The sequence below is a fragment of the Chitinophaga sp. 22620 genome, assembly GCF_052044405.1.
GTDB lineage: Bacteria > Bacteroidota > Bacteroidia > Chitinophagales > Chitinophagaceae > Chitinophaga.
This window is the reverse complement of record NZ_JBQEMV010000002.1, coordinates 465,915-489,065: the sequence shown is the minus strand read 5'-3', so window position 1 is coordinate 489,065 and position 23,151 is coordinate 465,915. Positions and strand designations below refer to the sequence as shown.

The 23,151-nt window shown below is 53.5% G+C and carries 24 protein-coding genes and 1 tRNA gene; 14 read left to right on the top strand and 11 right to left on the bottom strand.

Translation table 11 applies throughout. The features are described 5' to 3' along the window. Positions 1–212 precede the first annotated feature (212 nt). The 4 genes from hisB to hisG all read right to left on the bottom strand — a co-directional run bounded on the left by hisB (position 213) and on the right by hisG (position 4,623). Positions 213–1,346: a bifunctional histidinol-phosphatase/imidazoleglycerol-phosphate dehydratase HisB gene (gene hisB / locus ACTJIK_RS11740; RefSeq protein WP_440646542.1), complete on the bottom strand. Its 1,134-nt coding sequence runs from the start codon at positions 1,344–1,346 to the stop codon at positions 213–215. 76 nt (positions 1,347–1,422) lie between these two features. Continuing rightward, the gene (gene hisC, locus ACTJIK_RS11735) at positions 1,423–2,472 is read right to left on the bottom strand and encodes a histidinol-phosphate transaminase (protein ID WP_440646541.1); all 1,050 of its coding nucleotides are present in this window, start codon (positions 2,470–2,472) and stop codon (positions 1,423–1,425) included. A gap of 4 nt (positions 2,473–2,476) precedes the next feature. Then, positions 2,477–3,757: a histidinol dehydrogenase gene (gene hisD / locus ACTJIK_RS11730; protein ID WP_440646540.1), complete on the bottom strand. Its 1,281-nt coding sequence runs from the start codon at positions 3,755–3,757 to the stop codon at positions 2,477–2,479. A gap of 11 nt (positions 3,758–3,768) precedes the next feature. Further along, positions 3,769–4,623, bottom strand: a complete 855-nt coding sequence (hisG, locus tag ACTJIK_RS11725; protein WP_440646539.1) for an ATP phosphoribosyltransferase — start codon at positions 4,621–4,623, stop codon at positions 3,769–3,771. Positions 4,624–5,006: 383 nt separating this feature from the next. Between hisG and ACTJIK_RS11720 the strand changes: the two genes are divergently transcribed. The 7 genes from ACTJIK_RS11720 (at position 5,007) to ACTJIK_RS11690 (ending at position 10,800) form a co-directional block, all read left to right on the top strand. Continuing rightward, a complete protein-coding gene (locus ACTJIK_RS11720) occupies positions 5,007–5,585 on the top strand; it encodes a Crp/Fnr family transcriptional regulator (RefSeq protein WP_440646538.1) in 579 nt (192 codons plus the stop codon). Positions 5,586–5,597: 12 nt separating this feature from the next. Then, a complete protein-coding gene (locus tag ACTJIK_RS11715) occupies positions 5,598–5,738 on the top strand; it encodes a hypothetical protein (RefSeq protein ID WP_440646537.1) in 141 nt (46 codons plus the stop codon). An 11-nt stretch (positions 5,739–5,749) separates the two neighbouring features. Then, positions 5,750–6,193 carry a DUF1569 domain-containing protein gene (locus tag ACTJIK_RS11710; protein WP_440646536.1) on the top strand — a complete coding sequence of 148 codons (444 nt, stop codon included), beginning with the start codon at positions 5,750–5,752 and terminating at the stop codon, positions 6,191–6,193. A 10-nt stretch (positions 6,194–6,203) separates the two neighbouring features. Continuing rightward, positions 6,204–6,875, top strand: a complete 672-nt coding sequence (locus ACTJIK_RS11705; RefSeq protein WP_440646535.1) for a hypothetical protein — start codon at positions 6,204–6,206, stop codon at positions 6,873–6,875. Between the two features lie 243 nt (positions 6,876–7,118). Continuing rightward, on the top strand, positions 7,119–8,153 hold the full coding sequence (locus ACTJIK_RS11700) for a sensor histidine kinase (RefSeq protein ID WP_440646534.1): 1,035 nt from the start codon (positions 7,119–7,121) through the stop codon (positions 8,151–8,153). Beyond that, positions 8,122–8,811, top strand: coding sequence for a LytR/AlgR family response regulator transcription factor (locus ACTJIK_RS11695; protein ID WP_440646533.1), 690 nt, complete (start codon positions 8,122–8,124; stop codon positions 8,809–8,811). Before ACTJIK_RS11700 ends, ACTJIK_RS11695 begins: the two co-directional genes overlap by 32 nt. Before the next feature lie 60 nt (positions 8,812–8,871). Continuing rightward, a complete protein-coding gene (locus tag ACTJIK_RS11690; protein WP_440646532.1) occupies positions 8,872–10,800 on the top strand; it encodes a heparinase II/III domain-containing protein in 1,929 nt (642 codons plus the stop codon). 28 nt (positions 10,801–10,828) lie between these two features. Here ACTJIK_RS11690 and ACTJIK_RS11685 read toward each other — a convergent pair whose 3' ends face one another. Next, entirely contained in the window at positions 10,829–11,707 is an 879-nt protein-coding gene (locus ACTJIK_RS11685; RefSeq protein WP_440646531.1) for a glycosyltransferase family 2 protein, read from the bottom strand. Positions 11,708–12,166: 459 nt separating this feature from the next. Here ACTJIK_RS11685 and ACTJIK_RS11680 point away from each other — a divergent pair, with 459 nt between their 5' ends. Beyond that, positions 12,167–12,364, top strand: a complete 198-nt coding sequence (locus ACTJIK_RS11680; protein WP_440646530.1) for a hypothetical protein — start codon at positions 12,167–12,169, stop codon at positions 12,362–12,364. Between the two features lie 51 nt (positions 12,365–12,415). Here the strand turns inward: ACTJIK_RS11680 and ACTJIK_RS11675 are convergent, their stop codons facing one another. Continuing rightward, positions 12,416–13,279, bottom strand: coding sequence for an alpha/beta hydrolase (locus ACTJIK_RS11675; RefSeq protein ID WP_440646529.1), 864 nt, complete (start codon positions 13,277–13,279; stop codon positions 12,416–12,418). A gap of 182 nt (positions 13,280–13,461) precedes the next feature. On the opposite strand from ACTJIK_RS11675, the gene ACTJIK_RS11670 reads away from it, so the two are divergent. From ACTJIK_RS11670 to ACTJIK_RS11650, 5 genes are all read left to right on the top strand, one after another. Next, positions 13,462–14,133 (top strand): response regulator transcription factor, encoded by a 672-nt coding sequence (locus ACTJIK_RS11670; protein ID WP_440646528.1) that lies wholly within the window; start codon positions 13,462–13,464, stop codon positions 14,131–14,133. Between the two features lie 26 nt (positions 14,134–14,159). Further along, on the top strand, positions 14,160–15,473 hold the full coding sequence (locus ACTJIK_RS11665; RefSeq protein ID WP_440646527.1) for a GntP family permease: 1,314 nt from the start codon (positions 14,160–14,162) through the stop codon (positions 15,471–15,473). 75 nt (positions 15,474–15,548) lie between these two features. Next, a complete protein-coding gene (locus ACTJIK_RS11660; protein WP_440646526.1) occupies positions 15,549–16,469 on the top strand; it encodes a helix-turn-helix transcriptional regulator in 921 nt (306 codons plus the stop codon). Then, positions 16,462–17,154 (top strand): HAD family hydrolase, encoded by a 693-nt coding sequence (locus ACTJIK_RS11655; RefSeq protein WP_440646525.1) that lies wholly within the window; start codon positions 16,462–16,464, stop codon positions 17,152–17,154. The genes ACTJIK_RS11660 and ACTJIK_RS11655 overlap by 8 nt, the downstream gene beginning before the upstream one ends. After that, positions 17,151–17,777, top strand: a complete 627-nt coding sequence (locus ACTJIK_RS11650) for a CatA-like O-acetyltransferase (protein WP_440646524.1) — start codon at positions 17,151–17,153, stop codon at positions 17,775–17,777. The genes ACTJIK_RS11655 and ACTJIK_RS11650 overlap by 4 nt, the downstream gene beginning before the upstream one ends. On the opposite strand, the gene ACTJIK_RS11645 is transcribed toward ACTJIK_RS11650, so the two are convergent. From ACTJIK_RS11645 to ACTJIK_RS11630, 4 genes are all read right to left on the bottom strand, one after another. Then, positions 17,761–18,387, bottom strand: a complete 627-nt coding sequence (locus ACTJIK_RS11645; RefSeq protein ID WP_440646523.1) for an alpha/beta hydrolase — start codon at positions 18,385–18,387, stop codon at positions 17,761–17,763. The genes ACTJIK_RS11650 and ACTJIK_RS11645 overlap by 17 nt on opposite strands. A gap of 1 nt (position 18,388) precedes the next feature. Next, on the bottom strand, positions 18,389–19,336 hold the full coding sequence (locus ACTJIK_RS11640) for a ring-cleaving dioxygenase (RefSeq protein WP_440646522.1): 948 nt from the start codon (positions 19,334–19,336) through the stop codon (positions 18,389–18,391). A 151-nt stretch (positions 19,337–19,487) separates the two neighbouring features. Then, entirely contained in the window at positions 19,488–20,339 is an 852-nt protein-coding gene (locus ACTJIK_RS11635) for an SDR family oxidoreductase (protein ID WP_440646521.1), read from the bottom strand. Between the two features lie 151 nt (positions 20,340–20,490). Then, positions 20,491–20,561, bottom strand: a tRNA-Gln gene (locus ACTJIK_RS11630). 170 nt (positions 20,562–20,731) lie between these two features. On the opposite strand from ACTJIK_RS11630, the gene ACTJIK_RS11625 reads away from it, so the two are divergent. Beyond that, on the top strand, positions 20,732–21,733 hold the full coding sequence (locus ACTJIK_RS11625) for a hypothetical protein (RefSeq protein ID WP_440646520.1): 1,002 nt from the start codon (positions 20,732–20,734) through the stop codon (positions 21,731–21,733). A 56-nt stretch (positions 21,734–21,789) separates the two neighbouring features. On the opposite strand, the gene ACTJIK_RS11620 is transcribed toward ACTJIK_RS11625, so the two are convergent. Further along, entirely contained in the window at positions 21,790–23,076 is a 1,287-nt protein-coding gene (locus tag ACTJIK_RS11620; RefSeq protein WP_440646519.1) for a hypothetical protein, read from the bottom strand. Between the last annotated feature and the right edge of the window lie 75 nt (positions 23,077–23,151).

Here is a 23,151-nt window from a genome sequence, read left to right as displayed (position 1 = left end):
CTCTTTTTTTCCGGTACGGAACCGGCTGAAAACGAAGAAGGCCCGCTGTGTACAGCGAGCCTTCTTTTTAGTATGTTCAATACAAACACGGCACTGCTACACAGCGGAGAAATTGCCTGCGTGCCACCAGAGTTTGTATGTGTTGTTCATTTGCATTATGGAGGCAAATATGCAGGGTTTTATCGGAAAATGCAAATTTTATTTTATTCATGTTACAGTACGCCTTTGGTGCTGGGTAATTGCATATTGTCCGGATTCCGCTTCACGGCCATTTTAACGGCCTTGGCGAACGCCTTGAAGATCGCTTCTATCTTATGGTGCTCGTTCTCCCCTTCCGCCTTGATATTCAGGTTGCATTTAGCCGCGTCGGAGAAGGATTTGAAGAAATGGAAGAACATTTCCGTAGGCATATCCCCCACTTTTTCGCGGCTGAACTTCGCATCCCACACGATCCAGTTGCGGCCCCCGAAATCAATGGCCACCTGGGCCAGGCAGTCGTCCATGGGCAGGCAGAAGCCGTAGCGCTCCATGCCTTTTTTGTCCGCAAGCCCCATGGCAAAGGCCTCTCCCAGCGCAATACCAGTGTCTTCGATGGTGTGATGCTCGTCGATATGCAGGTCGCCTTTGGCGCGGATGGCCAGGTCTATGCTGCCGTGGCGGGCGATCTGGTCCAGCATATGGTCAAAAAAGGCCAGGCCGGTATGGATGTCCGCCTGCCCGGTACCGTCCAGGTTCAGCTTGATATGGATATCGGTTTCCTTGGTGGTGCGGGTATGTTTTACCGTACGCAGCCCGATCTTGAGGAACTCGTAGATCTTCGCCCAGTCCGTTGTTTCCAGCACGATCACCTCTTTGAGGGTTTCATCGCCTTTTACTTCGGCGGCGCCCAGGCCGGTGCCTTCGTTCAGCCAGATGGCCTTTGCGCCCAGGTTCTGGGCGAGCTTCACGTCTGTAATACGGTCGCCGATCACGAAAGAATTGGCGAGGTCGTATTCCGGGGTGAAATACTGGCTCAGCATACCGATGCCGGGTTTGCGCGTGGGCTTGTTGTCTGCCGGCAGCGACGCATCGATGTGCTCGCGGGCAAACACAATGCCTTCGTTGGCAAATGTGCGGATGATATGGTTGTGCGGCGGGTGGAAGGTGTGCTCAGGGAAGGAATCCGTGCCCATACCGTCCTGGTTGCTCACCAGCACCAGCTCGTAGTCCAGTTCCCTGGCGATCTTCCCGAGGTAGGTGAATACCTGGGGATAGAATTCAACCTTCTCCAGGCAATCGATCTGGTAAGTGGGCGGTACTTCGCGGATCATGGTACCGTCGCGGTCTATAAACAATACGCGTTTCATCCGTTCAAGTTATTTTTTACGGGACGGATGGAACCTCGCAGCTCATCCCCCAGTGATAAATTAATTACGCTCGGTTTCATGCAGGTATAGATTGTAAAGTGTTAAGCAATGTAACATTTTCTTCAGGCGTACCGATGGTAATGCGGAGGCAGCCGGCACAGAGCTCCACTTTGGAACGGTCGCGCACGATAATGCCCTGTGCCACCAGCTTGTTGTAAATGCCTTTTGCATCCACGGTTTTCACCAGCAGGAAGTTCGCATCGCTGGGATACACCAGCTCCACGATGGGCAGCTTCTCCAGCCCTGCCTGCAATTTATTGCGCTCTTCCACGGTTTCTTTGATCCAGCCATTCACCTGGTCGATATTGTCCAGCGCCTGCAAAGCCAGCTCCTGTGAAGCCTGGTTGATATTGTAAGGCGGCTTGATCTTGTTGAACACGTTGATGATATCTTCGCTGGCAAAGGCCATCCCCACGCGCAATGCGGCCAGGCCCCAGGCTTTGGAAAGCGTTTGCAGGATCACGAGGTTCGGGTATTCGGTGAGTTCCTGTATGAGGGACTTCTGCCGGGAAAAATTGATGTACGCTTCGTCTACCACTACAATGCCGTCGAAGTTGTTCAGCACCATTTCAATGTCTTCGCGGTTGATGGCATTGGCGGTGGGATTGTTGGGGGAACAGATGAAGATGAGTTTCGTATTTTCATCCATTGCGCTTTCGATCGCCTCCAGGTCCAGCTGGAAATCCGGTGTGAGAGAGGCTTTGCGCACGGTCACATCGTTGATGTTGGCGCTCACTTCGTACATGCCGTAAGTGGGCGGGCACAATATCACGTTGTCTATACCCGGGCGGCAGAAGGCGCGGTAAAGGATGTCTATCGCTTCGTCGCTGCCGTTGCCGAGAAAGATATTCTGCGGCGGCACGCCCTTGATCTCCGCCAGGCGGTATTTCACCTTCCACTGCAGCGGGTCCGGGTAACGATGATAGGCCGTTGGAAGCGGGGAGCCGAAGCTGTTCTCGTTTGCGTCCAGGTATATGGAAGCCTCGCCTTTGAACTCGTCGCGGGCGGAGGAGTAAGGCACCAGTCTTTTGATATTGTCCCTTAAAATACTATCCAGGTCGAACATATGTCTACATGTTTTTAATTCTGATTGAAACTGCGTTCCTGTGCGCTTCCAGTCCTTCAGCCGCCGCCATGGCCTCGATGGCCGGCGCCAGGGCCTTCAGCCCTTCGCGGGAGAGGCGCTGGAAGGTGATCTTCTTCACGAAACTGTCCACGCTCACGCCGCTGTAAGCTGTGGCGTAGCCGTTAGTGGGCAGGGTGTGGTTGGTGCCGGATGCGTAATCGCCCGCGCTTTCAGGGGAATAGTTGCCGAGGAAAACGGAACCGGCGTTCACCACGCGGGTGGCAAGGATCTCATCGTTTTCGCAGGCCATGATGAGGTGCTCCGGCGCATAGGCATTGAGCATGTCCATGGCTTCGTCGCGGTCTTTTACGAGCACAAGCCTGCTGTTGTCCAGCGCTTTGGCGGCAAGCTCTTTCCGGGGAAGCAGGGCCAGCTGGGCGGCCACTTCTTTTTCAACGGCTGCGATCACTGTTTCGGAAGTGGTTACGAGCAGCACCTGGCTGTCCGCCCCGTGTTCCGCCTGCGAAAGCAGGTCTGCCGCTACGAAGGCGGGCACGCAGGAATCGTCTGCAAACACGGCTACTTCGGAGGGGCCTGCCGGCATGTCGATCGCTACGCCTGCGCTGTTTACCAGCTGCTTGGCGCAGGTCACGTACTGGTTGCCCGGCCCGAATATCTTATACACTTTCGGCACGCTTTCCGTACCGTAAGCCATGGCGCCGATGGCCTGTACGCCGCCGATCTTGAACACCTGCGTGATGCCGGTATAACGGGCGGCCCAGAGCACCGCGGGATGCACGGCGCCGTCTTTCCCCGGGGGCGTGCAAAGCACTATTTCGCTGCAACCGGCCAGCCTGGCGGGAATGGCCAGCATCAGGATGGTGGAGAACAGCGGGGCGGTGCCGCCGGGAATATATAAACCTACTTTTTCGATGCCTACCGGCTTGCGCCAGCATTGTACGCCGGGCATGGTTTCCAGCAGCGTCACCGGTTCCACCTGCGCGCGGTGGAACATTTCAATATTGGCGGCAGCGGTGCGGATGGCGCTTTTGAGGGATTCTTCCAGCGCAGCGTCCGCCGCTTCAAACTCCTCTGCGGATACCAGGATACCGTCCAGCGATACTTTATCGAACTGTTCCGTGTAGCGGCGCAGGGCCTCATCGCCGTTCTCTTTCACGTCGCCGAGAATGGCGGAAACGGTATATTCCAGCTGGCGTGTGTCAAAAACAGGGCGTTTCAGCAGTTCGCCCCATGTATCTTTCTCCGGGTAACGGATAATTTGCATAGCTCTTTTTTTTAAACGACCATTTTCTCGATCGGCACTACCAGTATGCCTTGCGCACCGGCGGCCTTCAGGCTTTCGATGATGTCCCAGAAATCGTTTTCATTCAGTACGGAGTGGACGGAGCTCCAGCCTTCTTCCGCCAAAGGCAGTACGGTGGGGCTTTTCATACCGGGCAGCAGTCCGATGATCTCGGGCAGCTTGTTGTTAGGCGCGTTCAGCAAGATGTATTTGTTGTTCTTGGCCTTTTTCACGGCCTGTATGCGGAATTGCAGCTTGGCCAGCAGTTGCTGCTGTTCGGGCGCCAGCCTGTCGTTGGATACCAGCACGGCTTCTGAGCGCAATACGGTTTCCACTTCCTTCAGCCCGTTCATGAACAGGGTGGAGCCGCTGCTCACGAGGTCGCAGATGGCATCCGCCAAACCAATACCGGGGGCTATTTCCACGGAACCGCTGATCTCGTGTATCTCGGCCTGAATACCCAGTTTTCCCAGGAAATCGTTCACGATCACGGGGTAGCTGGTGGCGATGCGCTGGTCCTGGAGGTCGCGGATGGAGTTGTACTGCATGGCTTTGGGTACGGCGATGGCTAAACGGCATTTGCCGAAGCCGAGCTTTTCCACGGTGTTGAGCGGCCGGCTCTTTTCCAGCACTACGTTTTCGCCTACGATGCCCAGGTCTGCCACGCCGTCTTCCACGTACTGCGGAATATCGTCATCGCGGAGGAAGAACACTTCCAGGGGGAAGTTGGTGGCTTCTGTCTTGAGTTTGTTCACGCCGTTGTTGATGTCTATCCCGCATTCTTTCAGCAGTTTGATAGAATCTTCGTGTAAGCGGCCGGATTTCTGAATGGCAATTCGCAGTTTCATCAGTAGTTGTTTGTCTTTTTTATAAGCCTGATGGGGCCTCACGGCCTCATCCGGGCATTTTTTACGGAAACAAAAAAGGCCTACCGTGTCCGGTAAGCCTTTGATGGTGAATATCTGTAAGGTAATACTACAGCATCCCCTGCCTACCGGTCGGGTAAGTATGGTGATGATGTGTATGTACGTTGTTGTTCATAATTGTAATCCGGTGCAAATGTAGGAACTAATTTCAAAATTCAAAACACCTCCGTGTTATATAGAAAATATTCTGATTTTCAGGCAATTTAATGAAAAATATTCAATAATAACCACTGAAACCGGTATCCTATTACTATAAGCTTTTACTGTTATATTTGATTTTCGCCACTATTAACCTGCAGCCGAAAATGGAAAAACATTTCCTCACCAACATCTTCAGAGAAGACCAGTTCACCCCGCAGGAGCTGGAACGGATCATCCCGCAATTCCGTGAAGTGAGCTTTGCAAAGAACGATTACCTGCTGGCCGAAGGAAAAACAGCCCAGCATTACTGGTTCATCCAGCAGGGTTATGCCCGCTCTTTTGTGACCGATACGGAAGGAAAAGATATCAGCATCGATTTTTACACCACGGGCGATATCGTGATCGACTGGACTTCCTTTTTCCTCCGCACTCCCACCCGGGAAAACATCCAGGCGTTAACGGACTGCACCTGCTGGCAGCTGGATTTCGAAACTTTCCAGCAGCTCTTCCACAGCATAGAATCCTTCAGGGAAGCGGGCCGCAAGCGGCTGGTGCAAAGTTACTTCGAATTAAAAAGCCATAACATTTCCATGATCGCGGACCAGGCGAAAGACCGTTACCAAAGGCTGATGAAGGAGAAACCGCAGATCTTTCAGAACGTTTCGCTCAAGCAGATCGCCACCTACCTGGGCATTACAGACACCTCGCTGAGCAGGATACGGAAGGAAATTTCCAGCGAATAACTTTCTTGCCATATGGCAAGAGAAATCTTTTCCATTGCGGGTAGCTTTACATCATTCCATCACCCTAAACCTTACACAATGGAAAAGCTACAGGATTTTATGCTCCTCTTCAGGGGCGGCACCGTGGAAGTAAGAAACAACCTCCCCATGTAAATCCCCGGATCATGAAAACGATATTCGATCAACCGACCCTTGCCTTGCTGAAAGAACGGATACAATCCCTTCCGCCCGGCAGCACTGCTTTATGGGGCAAAATGACCGCTTTCCAGATGCTCCGGCATTGCACGAAAAGCGAAGAAATGTTCCTGGGCATGAAAACGTACAAACGCCTTTTCATCGGCCGCCTGTTCGGCCCTATGGCGCTTCGCGGCATCCTGAAAGATGAAAGCCCGATGAAAAGGAACCAGCCTACCCATCCCGAGTTCAGGATCAGCGGCAGCGGTGATTTTGAGGCGGAGAAACAAAAATGGATCAACCTGCTGAACGCCTACCACCTCGCCAGCGTCCAGGCATTCGTACATCCCTTTTTCGGAGAAATGACCCGGGAGCAGATCGGGCAGTATGTTTTCAAACATACGGATCATCACCTGCGGCAGTTCAATCATTAAATCCTCTTGTATGCTCAGCGCGTTTTTTATCGCCATCGTGGCAGCCGCCATCCTGCTTTTTTACCTGGGAACCGGCAGAAATGCCCGCGTGCTGGCCGTTCTCGCGCTGTGGAGCGTATTCGTGGCCGCCGTATCGCTGACGGGCTTTTTCCGGGATGAAAAGCTGGGATTGCCGAAAATGATGCTGAGCCTGATCCTCCCGGCTGCCGCGTATGCTGTTTATCTCTACCGCCGGCTGGATGCAGGCAAAGTGAGCCAGAACTACCTGCTGGCCGTTCACACGCTGCGGGTGCCGGTGGAGATCGTGCTGTACCGGCTTTTCCTGGCGGGATACGTGCCGCAGGTCATGACCTTCGAAGGCTGGAACTTTGATATCATCATCGGGCTGTCTGCCATCGCGCTGCTGGCCAGGCGCGGGTACTCCGGCAAGGGCATCGGCCGGCGCTTTTACAGGATATGGAATATTGCAGGGATCGTTTTTCTCGCTATTATCGTCACCATGGCCATCCTTTCCGCTCCTTCCCCCATTCAACAGCTGGGCTTCGGCCAGCCCAATACCGCCGTCAGCCGTTTTCCTTATGTACTGCTGCCCGCACTGGTAGTGCCCCTGGTGCTGCTGAGCCACCTGCTGGGGCTGAAAAGCACCGGTGGGAAGAACATGTACAGGCCGGGAAACAGGTGATAAAGAAAAGAGGCAGGCCGGCTGAAGGCCCGCCCCTGGCGGTTAAATGGTTAACAATGGTTTGAGACTAACTAACAACTTCAGTTTTAGAATGGCGGCTGAATTGTTTTTCAGGACACAAAGCTGCGACTTGAAAAGTTGACTGCCAAAAATAGCTGACCAAAGCCGCGTGGGAAATGACGAATGCGGGATATCAGAAAAATGGCTCCATTTACTCCCGGATCGTCTTAATTTGCCGTTTGTATGGCTTTTAAGAACATATTCAACAATAGCTGGGTAGTCAATATTCTGTTCCTGATAGTGCTGCTGGGAGTGAACCTGCTCATCAACCTGCAATATGAACCTATCAGTAATACCAACCTTTACGTTTACCAGGGGGTATCGCTGGTGTTCGTTTACATCATGGCCGCGCTGCACAATAAGTTCGCCCTGCAGCTGCTCATCATCAAAAGGCATTACTGGCAATACTTCGGGGTGATCTGCAGCGGGCTGGCCGTGACCACCTTTGTGACCTATACCCTGCGGGTGGAAGTATTCAAAACCGATATGGACATGCTCTGGATCGGGGATTTCGTGTTTGCCCTGGCCTGCCTGCTGATCGGCATCGGGCTCTGGTTCCTTTACCGCGGCGCCACCCTGCAAACCATGGAGCTGCGCAACTCGCTCCTGTTAAGGGAAAAAGAGCTGCAATACCTGCAAAGCCAGCTCAACCCGCACTTCTTCTTCAACACCCTTAATAACCTTTACGGGGTGAGCCTCCGCTATCCCAACAAAACGCCTGAGCTGATCCTCAGCATATCCGAACTGATGCGCTACCAATTGGAAAGCTCCCGCAAGCAATTTGTGCCGCTGGAAGACGAGCTCCAGTTCATCCGCAATTACGTGCACCTGGAAAGGGCCCGCGTGCGCCAGCGCTGCCAGGTGAACTTCAAGAAAAAAGGCCATGAAAAAGACCTGCTGATCACGCCGCTGATACTGATCGCTTTCGTGGAGAACGCGTTCAAATACGCCCCTTCCAGCATGAGCGCCAGCTACATCAAGGTGGAGCTGGAAATAAAGGGGGAAACGCTGCATATGAAGATCCGCAATACCGTGCCGGACAACAAACAATCCGTATCTTCGACGGGCGTGGGGCTGAACAACGTAAAGCAGCGCCTGGCGCTGGCCTATTCCAAGCGGCACACCCTCATTACGCATGAAGAGAACAATATTTATTATACAGAACTTATCTTAACACTGGACCGCCATGCAAACACTCCGTTGCCTGATCGTAGATGACGAACCCGGGGCGCACTACGTGCTGGAAGCCCATATTGAAAAAGTACAGGCCCTGCAGGTAGTGGGTCACTGCTACAACGCCATGGAGGCCGCCAACTTCCTCCACCGCGAGAAAGTGGACGTGGTATTCCTGGACATCAATATGCCGGAACTAAGCGGGCTGGACCTCCTGAAGACGCTCAACAACAATCACCCGAAGATCATACTCACCACTGCTTACAGCGAATTTGCGCTGGAAAGCTATGAGTACGATGTGGTGGATTATATCCTCAAACCCATCAGCTTCCCGCGTTTCCTCAAAGCGGTGAACAAGATCCTCCAGCAGGAAGCCCCCGTGAGCACGCCGCCCGTAGAGCCGCTGGTGCTCAAAACAGGCAGCACCCAAACCACGGTGGACCCGATGGATATTTACTACGTGCAGAGCATGGGCAACTACGTGAAGGTTTACCTCGAAAACAAATGCCTGATCGTGAACGCCACCACCGCCGAAATGGAAAAGCTGCTGCCGGACTGCCACTTCGTGCGCATCCACAAATCCTATATCATAGCGGCGGACAAAGTGGAAGAATGGGGGCCGCGGCATGTGGTGGTACTGGATGAGAGCCTGCCCGTGGGACAAACATTCAAGATCAACCTGAACAAGCTGAAGGAAAGATAGCGGCCGGCGCTATTTGATCCCAATAAATTTGGTGCTATTTTGTATCAAATTTATTTCCACGTGAAAAGAACACTAGTCTTACTGGCCTTCCTGCTGCCAGTCATTACCCATGCGCAGGATCACCAAAAACTGCTTACCCGCAGCTACTCTGAAGCCCAGCTGAGCGGCATGCTCGTCAACAACCAGGACTGGGTGACCCTTCCCGCCTATTCCAACCGCGGATTCTGGGACGGCCTTCCCGCCTCCATCAGGAGCGAGTTCATCAAACGCGGTGAAGGCCTGCTCAAATTCAACTGGGGCGTTGTGAAAGCCACCGATTACATGGAATTTACCCGGACGGGCGACCGCAATATCATGCAGAACCCGAACAGCGACCGCAAGAACGCCCTGCAGGCCCTTGCGCTGGCAGAGCTGGCTGAAGGGAAAGGCCGGTTCACCGACCAGCTCATCAACGGCATATGGGCCGTTTGCGAGCAAAGTTCATGGGTGCTGAGCGCCCACCTTCCCGTTACCCGCGGCAAAGACCTGGTGCCCGACGTTACCAACCCGGTGATAGACCTTGGCTCCGCCGATGCGGGCGCACTCCTGGCCTGGGTGCATCATTTCTTCCGCGCAAAGCTGGATGAGGTGAACCCGCTCATTGCCGCGCGCATCCGGTACGAAGTGCGCAACAAGATCCTGGAGCCCTATTACAAAAGGAATGATTTCTGGTGGATGGGCTTCAACGACCGCCCGCAGAACAACTGGAACCCATGGATCAACTACAACGTAATGCAGTGCATACTGCTGCTGGAAGAAGACCAGGCCGCCCGCTCGAAGAACATTTACAAAGCCATGCAGTCCATAGACCGGTTCACCGACTGGTACCATCCAGACGGCGCATGCGACGAAGGCCCTTCGTACTGGAGCCATGCCGGCGGCAAATATTTTGAATGCCTTGAGCTGCTGCACCACGCCACCCGCGGCAAGCTCAACGTTTTTTCCCACCCGCTGATCAGGAACATGGGCCAATACATCGCCAATGTTTACATCAACGACCCTTATTTCGTGAACTTCGCGGACGCCAGCGCCAAAGGCGGCATCAACGAAGGCATGGTGTACCGCTACGGCAAAGCCATCGGCGACCCGGTGATGATGGGCTTCGGCGCATTTTATGCACAGAAGGAAAAAATGGATGAACACCCTTCCTCCGGGACTATCGAAGCAGTGATCACAGACCTCACCTCCATGAAGGAGATCATGGCCAGCCCCGCGCGCGAGCCGCTTACAGACCACGCCTGGTACCCGGACAACCAGGTGGCCATCGCCAGGGAATACCCCGGCAGCAAACAGGGATTCTATTTTGCCGGCAAAGGCGGGCATAACGCAGAATCGCATAACCACAACGATGTGGGCACTTTCATACTTTACTACAACGGCCTGCCCTGCCTCGTGGACGCCGGCGTAGGCACTTACGTGCGGCAGACCTTCAGCCCGGACCGTTACAAGATATGGACGATGCAGTCCGCCTACCACAACCTGCCGCTGATCAACGGCGTGCAGCAGAAGAACGGCCGCGAGTTCAAAGCCGCATCCGCAGCGTTTTCCGCAACCGCCAAACAGGTGAATTTCACGGCAGACATTGCGACCGCATACCCTGCTGAGGCTAAAGTAAAGTCATGGAAAAGAGGATATTCCCTGCAACGTGGAAAATCCTTCACCATCAGCGACGCTTATGTGCTGGATTCCTTTGTGGCGCCGCCTGAGCTGCACTTTCTCACGGCCTGCAAAGTGGATGCCTCCGTACCCGGCGTGATCAAACTCACCGGCCAGAACTTCACGCTGAGCATGAGCTACAACGCGCGCCAGCTGGAAGCCAGCAGCGAGCACATCGACAACAAAGACCCGAGGCTGGAAAGAAGCTGGCCCGGCGGGTTGGAAAGGATCGTCCTGAAAGGGAAAGCGCAGGGAGTGAAAGGGGATTATAAAATAGAGATACGCAAATCATAAACGAAAAAGAGCCCGATGGGCTCTTTTTTTATCTTATCAGTTTGTAATTCCTGTAGTCGAATAAACGTTTTCCCATTTTCTGCTCGATCCAGTAAAGCAGCTTTTTGCTGAAGCTTTTGAATTTCTTCTTGCTCACATCGTGCTTGAACTCCCAGTTCCTGGCGGCAATGCGGTCTTTCATCACGGAAGGGTGCGAACCGGTAAAGTGTTTCAGCGAATCGATCCCGGAATAGTCGAACCATTCCGCTTCTATCACATGCTTGATCTTCTCCGGGTGGTTGCCATGGTAGAGTTTTGCCGTGTTCTTCCATTTATTCATTGCGTGCAGCAGGTCTTTCACCCAGCCGTAGTGGTAAACGCAGGCGTTGACGGGCTTCACGCGCAGTTTCCGGCCGTTGAGGCGGAAGCCCTGTGCGTCTTTGTATGAGCGGACGTCCTTAAGGTTCCTCACGATGCGGATCTCCTGGTTGTACCAGGTGCGTGAATCGCCGATATAGTCGTAGCTGCCATAGAAGTGAAGGTATTTAAAAAGCAGGCCTTCCACTCTTTTATCGTCCTTATATTGCTCCATGGCCGCGCGGATGTTGCCGTAATCATTTTCATGCAGCACTTCATCCGCCTGGATGTAGAAGGCCCAGGTAGCGTCGGGGCTTACATGCGCGAAAGCTTTATCGGTCTCCACGGCGAGAATGCGCCCTCCTTCTTTCAAGGAATCGTCCCAGACGGAATGGAATATTTTGATCTTGGGAGAGTTGATGGATTCGATGAGCGCCAGGGTTTCATCTTCCGAATCCCCTACGCTCACGACCACTTCGTCGCAGAGCGGCAGGATGGAGCGGATGGATTCCACCACGGGATAATCAAATTTAACTGCATTTCGCACAAAGGTGAATCCGGATACTTTCATAAACAGTGACAGGTTGTTAGGAGGGCCTCAAAATACATTGTTCGGGGGAGAAAATTATCTCTTTTTTTCGGAGTCCCATTATACCGGGAATCAAGTATCATTCACTTGCTTTAAGCCATCAAATCGTTACTAATATTTCCAATGCACCCCAATAAATTGATAATAAATCGTTTAAAATAGCTTCTTGTGACTACTCTTTTATAAAGAATCTCCAAAAGGATTCAGCGCTCAAAACCTGAAAAAATGCGGATATTCTATCAGTCGCACCCTGATTTACAATCAATTATAATTGGCTCAACAGTGTTGAGCCAATTGGAGAAAAGTGAATCCTCCGAGAATTTCCCGTCATTACTTCAGCAGGTAAATGCAGATACGTTTCTTGAAATGTTCAAGGGAATAGGATTCACTCTTCATTGCAGGTTAATGGCGCTAAAAGATCCCGCAGAAAGATGGTTTTACATGACAGCGGCTTACAAAAACCAATGGTCCTTCCGCATGCTGGATTTCCACATTGATACGGGATATTTCCAGAAACAGGGTAAGATATCTCACAACTTCGATCTCAGCCTGCCGGAAGAAATAAAGGTAACAACGGAAGTACCCAGCTCCATGAAAGACATTTTGCCGGACCCGGATGAGCTGGGCAAACTGCTCTGATAACAAAAAGCCCCGCCATCCGGCGAGGCTTTCAAAAAAATAAAAAGCAGCCTATTTCACAGGCGCATTCAACACTATATCTTCCGGTTTAATCTCTTTCCCTTTTACCACATCCTGCATAAATGCGTCGATCTTGTCGAATTCGCGGAACATGAAGTTGGCCACTTCATGGCCCCCGCCCGTATACGTATACAGGATGGCCGGTTTGTTCCATTGCCGGGCCTGCTCCAGGATGGTCTTTCCGCCGAACATTATCAGCCAGCCGTCGCTATTGGCATTGCAGTAATGGTGAACGGCCGTACCGTAGGGCACCAGCTGGTCTTTCGTGCCATGCATCAGCAGCATAGGCACCCAATTGTCCTGCCTGAGGGTGTTGATATCTATGAGAGCGCCGGCAAACACCAGCGCGCCTTTGAAGCGGGGCGTGGCGAAATAGCCGTAGCGCGCTTTATCTGTAGCAGCCCATGGATTATACATCAGCTGGAGAATGGTTTCCGCGCCCGCGCTGCTGCCGGAAATAAAGAATTTCGACGTATCGACGCCGAGCCCGGATGCGTTCACGATGATATATTTCGCGGCATCGGCAGCGTCTTCCACCGCGGTGCTGACAGCTTTGAGCTTCACCGGCGTGGCCGTGTTGCAGCCAAAGCTGCCGCCTTTCAGGTACAGGCGGTAAGAGATCACGAACACATTGTATCCCCTTTTTCGCATACCTTCCGCAAAAGGCTTCTGGCCCCCAGGGTTCCCGCTGTTAAAACCGCCGCCGTGCACGAACATGATGCTCATACCGTTGGGCTTTGTGGTGGGTTCGTAGTGATCCAGGTAAAGGGTGTCCTTGCCTTTAACCGCGTAAGTGATCTTTTTCTGCGCCTGCGCGGAGTAGGTAAAAAGCATTAGTATAAATATCCATCTCATGGTTGCTCGTAGTTGTGATCCGGCTAAATTAAACAATTGGATGGCTTTTTTCCAGCATTTGCCGCACCTGGCGTCGCAGGGTATGTTCCGGCTCCCGCGAAAGGTTTAAGAAGACCGGCAGCGGCTGAGATTATTTCCGGCAAACGTTTCCTGATGCATAACTTTCTGTGTATCTTGTGTATATGAGCAATCCGGCGCAATCCCTGTATCAGAAAATAGCAGCACTGGAGAGAATGGGGGAAGAATTCCCTGCTGTTATCATCGTCCACAACCTCGACACACAATCCGTAGAATACATGTCGCCCAAGGGGCAGGCCATCCTGCAGACCAACCTGGCCGAACTCCGCGCCATGGGCCCTGAATACCATCACCGTTTTTTTAATCCGCAGGAAATGGAAGATTACCTTCCCCGCATCATGCAGCTCATCAACGAGAACCGTGACGATGCGTTCGTTTCCTTTTTCCAGCAGGTGCGCGCGCATCCCGGGCTCGACTGGGAGTGGTACCTGAGCGCCACGCGGATATTCATGCGCAACGACAAAGGCGCGCCCACCCATTGCATCACGCTGGCCATGCCCATCCATCCCGGGCATCACATCACCGTGAAGGTGAACCGGCTGCTGGAAGAAAATAATTTCCTCCGCAAATACAAACATGTGTTTGCCGCGCTCACGCACCGCGAAAAGGAAATAATGCGGCTGATGGCGCTCGGGAAAAACTCCGCGGACATCGCAGCCACCCTCAATATTTCAGAAAAAACAGTGTCTACGCACCGCCGCAACATCAAGAACAAGCTCAATGCGCAATCCTCTTACGACATCACGCGTTTTGCGCAGGCATTTGACCTGATCTGACCGGGATTTATCATTATATTGTGGTTATGACCACATCCTTCCTGCAAGTACTGCTCTCTCTCGCAGCGGGCATTGGCCTCATTGTTTTGCTGACCGTACGGTTCAGGGTACACGCTTTTTTCGCGCTGTTCCTTGCCTGTTTCGTGGTAGGGCTGGGCGTTCAGCTTTCCTTTGCCGACGTTATCAACACCATGAAAGACGGGTTCGGGCACATACTGCGCAACCTTGGTTTTATCATCATGCTGGGCACCATGCTGGGCGTGGTACTGGAATACACCGGCGCCACGCGGGTGATGGCCGCTGCCATCCTGAAGATCGTGGGAGAAAAAAGAGCGGCGGTGGCGATGGGGATCACCGGCTTTATCGTGGGCCTGCCTATTTTCTGCGATTCGGGATACATTGTATTGAGCGGGCTGAACCGTTCTGTAGCGAGGCGCAGCGGGGCGTCCATCCTGGTGATGTCCGTTTCCCTGGCGGCGGGCCTGTACGCGGTACACTGCCTGATACCGCCGCATCCAGGGGCTACGGCCGCCGCGGGCATCATCGGCGCCGATATCGGGAAGCTGATACTCACCGGCGCGCTGGTAGCCATTCCCGCCGCGGTGGCGGGCTGCTGGTGGGCTGCGTTCATGGGGAAACGCATACCTGTTACAGATACCGCAGAGGAGCATGAACCGGAAGAATTACCGGATACGCCCGCCTGGAAAGCATTCCTGCCCATTATACTGCCCATCGTGCTGATTGCCGCGGGCGCTTTTACCGACCTGAAAAAAGGCGGCGGCGTATTGCATGTGCTCGGCGACCCGGTGATAGCCCTTGCAGTGGGCGTGCTGCTTGCTTTTTACACGGGTAAAGGCTGGAAACGCGCGGCCGTAAGCCACCTGATGACCGAAGCCGCCGAAAAAGCCGGCGGCATTCTCGTGATCATCGGCGCAGGCGGCGCTTTTGGCGCCATACTCGCCACCACGAAGATCGGCGATCATTTTTCCTCCTCGTTGCAACTGGGCCATATCGGCATCATCTTCCCTTTCCTGCTGACCGTATTGCTGAAAACCGCACAGGGCTCTTCCACCGTAGCCATTATCACCGCCGCGTCCATCATCCAGCCGCTGTTGCCGGTGCTGGGGCTGGACAGCGATATGGGCCGCCTGCTGTGCATGCTGGCGCTCGGGGGAGGTTCCATGATGATCTCCCATGCGAACGACGCCTACTTCTGGGTGATCAGCAAATTTTCCGGCCTGGAAATGAACCCGATGCTGAAAGTTTATTCCGGCGCCACGATCATCATGGGCACGGTCACTTTTGCCATTGTGTATGTACTCTCACTTTTCTTATTGTAAACAGGCGTTGCGAACGCGGAAATGGTTTATATTTGATCCCCGATTTGTTTAACCGCTCCGCCTAACATACGCTGAATGCCTGCACAATACACGCTTACAGAACAAAAATTCCGGCAAACGGATGACCATGCTGACGCGGAAGTGCGTACCGCTTCGTTCGAAGGGGTGAGCATCATTTTCGCCAGCGGGTTCCAGCAAAAAGAAGTGAAAAGGACAGACGACCGCACGGAACCTTTCCTGGACATGTATTTTTGCCTGGAAGGCAGCAGCAGGGCGCATTCTTACGACAACCCCGTGTCGCCCACCATGGGCGATGCCCAGCATACCATCTTTTACACGCCTGAGTTTCACGGGTATTACAGCATCAGCAGCCCGGTCATCAGGCTGTTGAGCATTGAAATGAAAGAACCTTTCTTTGAACGGTTCATGTCTGACGAAGACGGATTTTCGGACAGGTTCTGGGAAAGGGTGCGCAACGGCGAGGCCGCCAGTCTTACCTCCCGGCCCATGCCCGTTACCGGCCGGCAGATGGCAGCCATATCGGACCTTCAATACGGCCGTTACAGCGGTTTTATGAAGCAGCTGTTCCTGGAGTCGCGCATTACAGACCTTTTTTTGCTCCAGATGGAACAGGCGCAGCAGCTGCAGGGCCTGCGCCCGCCGCGCATCAGGCCGGCGGACCGGGAAAAGCTGTACGCAGCACGGGAGTTTGTGAAAGATCATATGCTGGAACCCTTCTCGCTGCTGGAAGTGGCGCGGTATTGCGGGCTGAATGATTTTAAACTGAAGAAAGGTTTCAGGGAATTGTTCGGCGCCACGGTTTTTGGTTATCTTAACGAACTGAAAATGAACCATGCGCTCCAGCTGCTCAGGGATACCTCCCGCTCCGTATTCGACGTGGCGGATTCCCTGGGGTACAGCGAAACGGCCAACTTTTCCAAAGCATTCAAAAAACATTTCGGACAATTACCAAAAGACATCAGGCACCATGACTAACATACAGGTTATTGCATTCGACGCGGACGACACTTTATGGGTGAACGAGCCTTACTTCCAGGAAACGGAACAGCAGTTCTGCGCCCTGCTGGAAGACTACCTGCCCATGCATTCCACCTCGCAGGAGCTTTTCAAAACGGAAATGGCCAACCTCCCGCTCTACGGCTACGGCATCAAAGCTTTTATGCTGTGTATGATCGAAACGATCATCCGCGTAACGAACAACACCGCCAGCCCCGAGCTGATCATGAAAGCCATCGAAACAGGCAAGGAAATGCTCAATAAACCCGTGGAGCTGCTGGAAGGGGTAGAAGATGTGCTGAAAGCGCTGAAAGGAAAATACAGGCTCGTAGTGGCCACAAAAGGCGATCTGCTGGACCAGGAGCGGAAGCTGCTCAAATCCGGCCTCTCCCACTACTTCCATCACATCGAGATCATGAGCGACAAGCAGGAGAAAGATTATCAAAAACTCATCCGCCACCTGGACTGCAAGCCGGAGGAATTCCTCATGATCGGCAATTCGCTCAAGTCAGACGTAATGCCCGTGCTGGCCATCGGCGGGCATGCCGTGCATATCCCCTACCACGTTACCTGGACCCACGAAAAGGTGGACCACAACGTGGAGCATGCACAGTTCCGCCAGCTGAACACCATTTCTGACATCTTACCGGTACTGTTGGCATGAAACAAAAAATAGACCTTCAGCAATGGCCCCGCCGGGACCATTTTACATTCTTCAGCCAGTTTGAAGAGCCGTACTTCGGCCTTTGCGCCGAAATAGACTGCACGCGCGCCTACGATGCAGCTAAAGCCCAGGGCATTTCCTTCTTCCTGTATTACCTCTACCGTTCCCTGAAAGCGGCCAACCAGGTTGCGCCCTTCCGGTACAGGATCGCGGACGGCGAAGTGTGGGAGTACGATGCAGTACACGCCTCTCCCACCATCAACCGGCCTGACGGCACTTTTGGTTTTGCCTATATGGACTACCACGAAGACTTTGCCGCATTCCAGACTTCCGCGCAGCAGGAAATAGAAAAAGTGCAGCAAAGCACCGGCCTCATCCCCGCGGTATCCGGCGAAAATGTGATCCATTATTCCTCCATTCCCTGGGTAAAGTTCACGGCATTGTCGCATGCGCGCAGCTTTTCTTTTAAAGACAGCATTCCCAAGATATCCTTCGGGAAAATGACGGAAACGGTCGGCCAGCGCAGCATGCCGGTATCCATCCACGTGCATCATGCGCTGATGGACGGATACCATGTAGGCCAATACCTGGAATGTTTCCAGGAGCTTATGATGCAGTATTGAACACCAGTTTGTTCGCCAGCGCAAGCTCGTCGAGGCTGATGGTGTGCGCGCGGCCGGGATACAGCTGCAGCGTTACTTTCGCGCCCATGGAATCAAGGATGGCGGCGGTTTCTTCCACCCGTTTTACCGGCACATGCATGTCCGGGTCGCCGCTGCCGATGAACACGGGCATTTGCCCGAAGCTTCCTTTATAATTTTCAGGATAGATGCGGTCGCCAATAAGGCCGCCTGTGAAAGCCGCCAGCCCGCCGTATTTCGCGGCATTTCGCGCTGCAAATTCCAGCGTAAGGCAGGCGCCCTGCGAAAAGCCGGTGAAGAAAATATTCTCTTTCGTTATTCCTTCCGCAACAATATCGTCCACCACTTCTTCCAGCACCGCGATGGCAGACGACAGCCAGGGTTCGTTCTGCGCGGGCGGCGCCAGGAAAGAATGCGGGTACCAGGTGTTGCCGGCGGCTTCCGGCGCCACCAGCGCAAAATCTTTTACATCCAGGTGATCCGCCAATGTGAGTATATCTTCCGCGCTGCCGCCCCTGCCGTGTATCAGCACGAGCGCGCGTTTTGCCTCGCTCAGTTTTTTGCCGCCGGTAAATATTTTCTTCTGATGCATATTACCTGAATTTATCAATGTTCACGGAAACGGGTGGCAGCGACTGGTCCAGCTCGGAACGCATAGGCTCATACTGAGGAGGCAGCTTCAGCGCTTCTCCCAGATGATCCTTCGTTTCATCGGTGGCAAAGCCCGGGCCGGAAGTGGCTATCTCAAACAATACGCCGCCCGGCTCGCGGAAATAAATAGAGGTGAAATAGCTGCGGTCCAGGATGGGCGTGGGATTCATCATGCGCAGCTTTTCGCGGGCCTGTTCCTGCGTGGCATGGTCGGGTGTTGCAAATGCAATGTGATGCACGGTACCGCCGCCGCCAAGGCCGCGCAGGCTGTCGGGAGAGCAGAGGATATCTACATAATTCCCCGGCGAATCCGTAGCCGCAAAGCGGAAGCGGTTGCCGCTTTCGGCGATCAGCTTATGATCCATTTGTTCGGTGAGCAGCGCGGCGGTTCTTTCATATCCTTCTTCCCAGATCTCGACGTTGTAAAAACCTTTGATGGCATGTTCAGCCGGTATATGGCCATATGTGAAGCCGGGTCGCTTGTCCGCATCGTTGAACACGAGCTCGAGGCCCATGCCGTCCTGGTCTTCAAAATAAATAACCGTTTCCTTCGCAAACCTTTCCTGTGGCGGCTTTGGGGTGACGCCGAATTTCACCAGCCTTTCCTGCCAGTAATCCAATGAGGCTGCCGGAACGGAAAAAGCCGTGGTGTTCAGCATTCCCTTGCCGCGGCGGCCTTTGCTGATGCCCTGGAAAGGGAAAAAGGTAAGTATGCTGCCGGGATTGCCGGCTTCGTCGCCATAATAAAAATGATACACATCGGGCGCGTCAAAGTTCACGGTTTTCTTTACCAGCCTGAGCCCCAGGATGCCGGTATAAAAATCAACGTTTTTCTGCGAGTCGTCGGCCATCGCTGTAATGTGGTGGATGCCGGTAATCAGTTGTGCCATAATGTATGCATGATTTTGTGCGGGAATATACTGAAAACACGCATCCGGCGGGATTTGTTCGCCTCCATATACATCAAAGCGCAGCTTTTGTACAACTGAAAAAGGGCCGCCTTACGCCTGTAAAGCAGCCCGGGATTTGATCTTCAATGATTCAGATGCTCCGGATGAACTCGCGGATACCGAGGCGCGGGCGTTCCAGCAGCCTTTCCAGCATATCGTCCGTTCGCGAAAATTCCGCTGCTTTGATGCTGTGGGCCATGCTCAGGTAGAAGTCGATCTCGGATTCGGGCATCTCGAATTTCACCAGCTCCGCTCGGTAGGCATCGGCCGGGATGTCGAAATACGCGGCGTCCATTGCTTTTTCTGAGCGCAGCAGGTCGGCAATGTCGCCAAAGCTGTAAGCTTCGCTGCCGGTGATGTTGTACACATTATTCTGATGGCCTTCGCTGGTGAGCACATTGGCCAGCGCTTCCGCGATATCGGGCCTGAACACGAAGCTCACTTTCCCGGCGCCGGCGGGGTAATATACCTGCCCGTCTTCCATGGCGCTGCCGATGAACAGGGGAATGGTTTCGAGGTACATGCTGTTCCTGAAAATGGTGTAATCCATGCCGGAAGCCTTAATGGCGCGCTCGGTATTGTTGCAGGTGCGGGCGGCCAGGAAATGCACGTCCTCGCCGGGTGTGAGCGTACTGGTATATACAATGTGCTTTACGCCCTGGTCCTTTGCGGCCTGCACAACATTACCTTCTTCGCGCATGGCCGGCTCCCCGTAGCTGGCAGTGGATATCTGCAGTACTTTATCTGCATTTTCAAACGCTTTGCGCAGGGAGGCCGGATCGTTGTAATCCGCTACCCGTACCTGTATGCCGGCGTCCGCCAGATCCTGCGCTTTTGCAGCGTCCCTCACCACAGCCACGATATTGGCGGGTGCTGTTTTTTTCAGTAAGAATGAAATAGTGGCTTTGCCTAAGTTGCCATTGGCTCCTGTAATTGCTATCATGATTTGTAAATTTTATGATACAAAACTAGGACGGTGGCAAGCCGGAAAATAGAACAAAACCGACAAGGGCGAAAAAAGCCCGGAAAATATCCCGGGGAGGAATATTATCATAAAAAAACGGGCAGGTAATTGTGTACCTGCCCGTTTTTTGTTGCCGAACCTGGATTCGAACCAAGACAAACAGAGTCAGAGTCTGTCGTACTACCGTTATACTATTCGGCAATTTCTCTCAATCGGGCTGCAATATTACGCAATAAATTACTGAAATCCAAATAAAAACATTACAAATCTCATATCCGCCATTACAGCAGCCCCGTCAGCCACTCCGTTACTGTGGCTGTTTCCGCAGCAAACCGGTTGTATTAGCTTGCCCATTTATTTAAATATTCTTTATGAAATTATCTGTTCTTATCCCCGCAGTGCTGATCTGCTTTGCATCCGCCTGCTCCAAAGGCGGCAGCGAACCAGATCCCGGCGAGCAGCCAGGCGGCGGCGACCCCGCGCCGACCACTATTCCCCTGCCCTCCGTAACCGGCGACACCTCGTTTTCCCTGGCAGCAAACGCAGACAACGTCAACGTCATGGGCGCGCTCCCGGGCCGCATTCCCAGCTACCCGCAGCTGGCAAAAAAACCGGGCAAGCTTATCGGTTTCGTGACGGACCTGAGCGGAAAACCCATCGAAGGAGCTTACATCGGCGTACGCAGTTCAGCCGTGGGCGGGTCTTACAGCTATTCCAGCGGAACTTCCAACAACAAAGGGTATTATGAAATGGACGTTCCCCTCGGCAGCGTGCATTTCTGGGCGGCAGGCACCCTGGTGAATTATGCCGGCGCAACCGTGCCTCTCGGCCTGCACACCACGGACGGGCAGCTTGGCGTATTCAGTTCCGCCGGAGGTGCGGTGAAGCATTTCGTGCTGCTGTCTTACGGCCGCGCCAATCCCGCGGACATTGTGAACCGCCCCTGGTATAGTAACAATTACTATGGCGGTTCCATTTTCCTGAACTATGATATCGGAGACCCGAACGACATCTGGCGCCCCGTCGGTTCCCTGCCGCCCAATGCGGAGATCATTATCACCCTTACTCCGCAGGACAATTTCCTGTATGGCGAACAAAAGGCCTTCGTCATCCGCAAAAAGGTAGGTAACCTGCACTGCAACATCAACAATATTCCTATAGGCAAATACAAGATATTCGCGCGGCTGGCGGACGGCAGGCAGTTGAAGCTGCGTTCCGCCGGGCCAACGCAGCATCCCGTTTTCGGGCTGAAGCCGGTAGATGTGCTGGGCTCGTCTTTCATCACCTTTATCCCGACCAGTTCAGAAGCATCTTCCGCCGCGCCTAACCGGGGCGACTGGAAGCAGGTGAATGTAAAAGTGCTGCTGCCTTAAATTTAAAAGAGGATATGAACGCTAACGTTCATATCCTCTTTCTTCCTGACAAAAACTCACATCGCCCGTATCGTCCTGAACTTCACATTCAACGTTCTTTCCTTTAAATTGTCGCAGGAGCCGGTAAACAGTTTCCCGGTAAACTCCCCTTCCACCGGCTCTCCCACATTGCCCCATCTTTTCAGGTTTAAGGTGCCCCCCGAATACACAATGTCATGTGGAGGCTCACAACGCGTATATTCCGAGGCATAGGCATATACGCCGGGCAATTTGTCGCGGGAGGCGGATGCAAAGCAGGTGCCGGGCAGGTTCCTGTCCCCGCAGGGATAAGCGCGTGCCGAGCTTCCGTTCAATTCAAATCCCACTGAGCCGTAAGACGTATGCGCAGTAATGAAGATCTTGCCGGCGGAATACAACGCGAATACCTGGTCCGTATCGATGGATTCAATAAAAGAGCCCGCCATGTAGTTGCCGCCCAGCACGGTTACACTATTTAATAATATCACCTGTCCCATGGGCCTTCTCCCGTCGGGGGCCGTGGTGTCCGGCACCCACATGTTGCCTGTGAGTTCCACCTGCACTTCCGCGACCTGCGTGGCAGATATGGTTTCCGGTGCGTGGAATACTTTCACGAGCGGCTCATTGGTAATGTCGCTCAGCGAACCGGGCCCTGCAATGAGCCGCCAGTTCCGGACATTCTGCACCCAGCCGTCCAGTTCTCTTTTAGAGAGCGGTGCCAGCAGGTAGTCGTCTTCTTCCACCGGCAATATTCCCTCGATCTTAAAATGTGTTTCCTCCATCGCGACCAGCTCTTTTTTACCAGGAACAAGATTCAGCGAGGCTACAATGGACCAGTCGCTGAAATGTGTAGTAGCAATGTTCACCGTTTTAGCCTGTTTGTTGAGCGCTGAGGGCACGGCTTTCCATGTACCTGCTGCAGTTTGATACGCGAGGTATATCCCGTTCTCAGCCATGCCCGAATAACCAGCCTGGTCGTAACGAAAAGCCACACGCACCGGTTTGGGGAAGGTGGTCCCCTCTGGCGTCAGGCGGTAGTTGAGCATGGCAGGATCGCCGGTAAGGGTGTTGGTGATGGGCTGAATGCCGAATTCCGTATTGGCCGCAACGGCGCCCGGGGGAACGGTAATGGTCACCAAACCGTCCGCAGTGGCAAGCGATCCTCCCGCGGGCCCGATGGTTTTACGGACCGGCGAACCTTCAGGGATACCTTTGCCTGATACGATCGGCTCCGGCCTGGAAATAAGACCGGGACTTCCAGGGGATTTTTTGCAGGCATGCGCCATCATCATGCAGAGCAAATAAAGCAAACAATATTTCTTCATAACTAAGTGTGATTAAAAGGAATAAAGCTCCTGAATACAGGGCCGGCCTGCAAGGAAGAGAGGCTGAAGTGAAGG

Coding starts and splice junctions, on each gene's coding strand:
- ACTJIK_RS11640 (WP_440646522.1), bottom strand. CDS start 19,336: ATGGCACAACTGATTACCGGCATCCACCACATTACAGCGATGGCCGAC.
- ACTJIK_RS11670 (WP_440646528.1), top strand. CDS start 13,462: ATGAGCAATCCGGCGCAATCCCTGTATCAGAAAATAGCAGCACTGGAG.
- ACTJIK_RS11695 (WP_440646533.1), top strand. CDS start 8,122: ATGCAAACACTCCGTTGCCTGATCGTAGATGACGAACCCGGGGCGCAC.
- ACTJIK_RS11650 (WP_440646524.1), top strand. CDS start 17,151: ATGAAACAAAAAATAGACCTTCAGCAATGGCCCCGCCGGGACCATTTT.
- ACTJIK_RS11705 (WP_440646535.1), top strand. CDS start 6,204: ATGCTCAGCGCGTTTTTTATCGCCATCGTGGCAGCCGCCATCCTGCTT.
- ACTJIK_RS11685 (WP_440646531.1), bottom strand. CDS start 11,707: ATGAAAGTATCCGGATTCACCTTTGTGCGAAATGCAGTTAAATTTGAT.
- ACTJIK_RS11700 (WP_440646534.1), top strand. CDS start 7,119: ATGGCTTTTAAGAACATATTCAACAATAGCTGGGTAGTCAATATTCTG.
- ACTJIK_RS11635 (WP_440646521.1), bottom strand. CDS start 20,339: ATGATAGCAATTACAGGAGCCAATGGCAACTTAGGCAAAGCCACTATT.
- ACTJIK_RS11645 (WP_440646523.1), bottom strand. CDS start 18,387: ATGCATCAGAAGAAAATATTTACCGGCGGCAAAAAACTGAGCGAGGCA.
- hisC (WP_440646541.1), bottom strand. CDS start 2,472: ATGTTCGACCTGGATAGTATTTTAAGGGACAATATCAAAAGACTGGTG.
- hisB (WP_440646542.1), bottom strand. CDS start 1,346: ATGAAACGCGTATTGTTTATAGACCGCGACGGTACCATGATCCGCGAA.
- ACTJIK_RS11665 (WP_440646527.1), top strand. CDS start 14,160: ATGACCACATCCTTCCTGCAAGTACTGCTCTCTCTCGCAGCGGGCATT.
- hisD (WP_440646540.1), bottom strand. CDS start 3,757: ATGCAAATTATCCGTTACCCGGAGAAAGATACATGGGGCGAACTGCTG.
- ACTJIK_RS11680 (WP_440646530.1), top strand. CDS start 12,167: ATGACAGCGGCTTACAAAAACCAATGGTCCTTCCGCATGCTGGATTTC.
- ACTJIK_RS11655 (WP_440646525.1), top strand. CDS start 16,462: ATGACTAACATACAGGTTATTGCATTCGACGCGGACGACACTTTATGG.
- ACTJIK_RS11710 (WP_440646536.1), top strand. CDS start 5,750: ATGAAAACGATATTCGATCAACCGACCCTTGCCTTGCTGAAAGAACGG.
- ACTJIK_RS11660 (WP_440646526.1), top strand. CDS start 15,549: ATGCCTGCACAATACACGCTTACAGAACAAAAATTCCGGCAAACGGAT.
- ACTJIK_RS11675 (WP_440646529.1), bottom strand. CDS start 13,279: ATGAGATGGATATTTATACTAATGCTTTTTACCTACTCCGCGCAGGCG.
- ACTJIK_RS11715 (WP_440646537.1), top strand. CDS start 5,598: ATGGCAAGAGAAATCTTTTCCATTGCGGGTAGCTTTACATCATTCCAT.
- ACTJIK_RS11620 (WP_440646519.1), bottom strand. CDS start 23,076: ATGAAGAAATATTGTTTGCTTTATTTGCTCTGCATGATGATGGCGCAT.
- ACTJIK_RS11625 (WP_440646520.1), top strand. CDS start 20,732: ATGAAATTATCTGTTCTTATCCCCGCAGTGCTGATCTGCTTTGCATCC.
- hisG (WP_440646539.1), bottom strand. CDS start 4,623: ATGAAACTGCGAATTGCCATTCAGAAATCCGGCCGCTTACACGAAGAT.
- ACTJIK_RS11720 (WP_440646538.1), top strand. CDS start 5,007: ATGGAAAAACATTTCCTCACCAACATCTTCAGAGAAGACCAGTTCACC.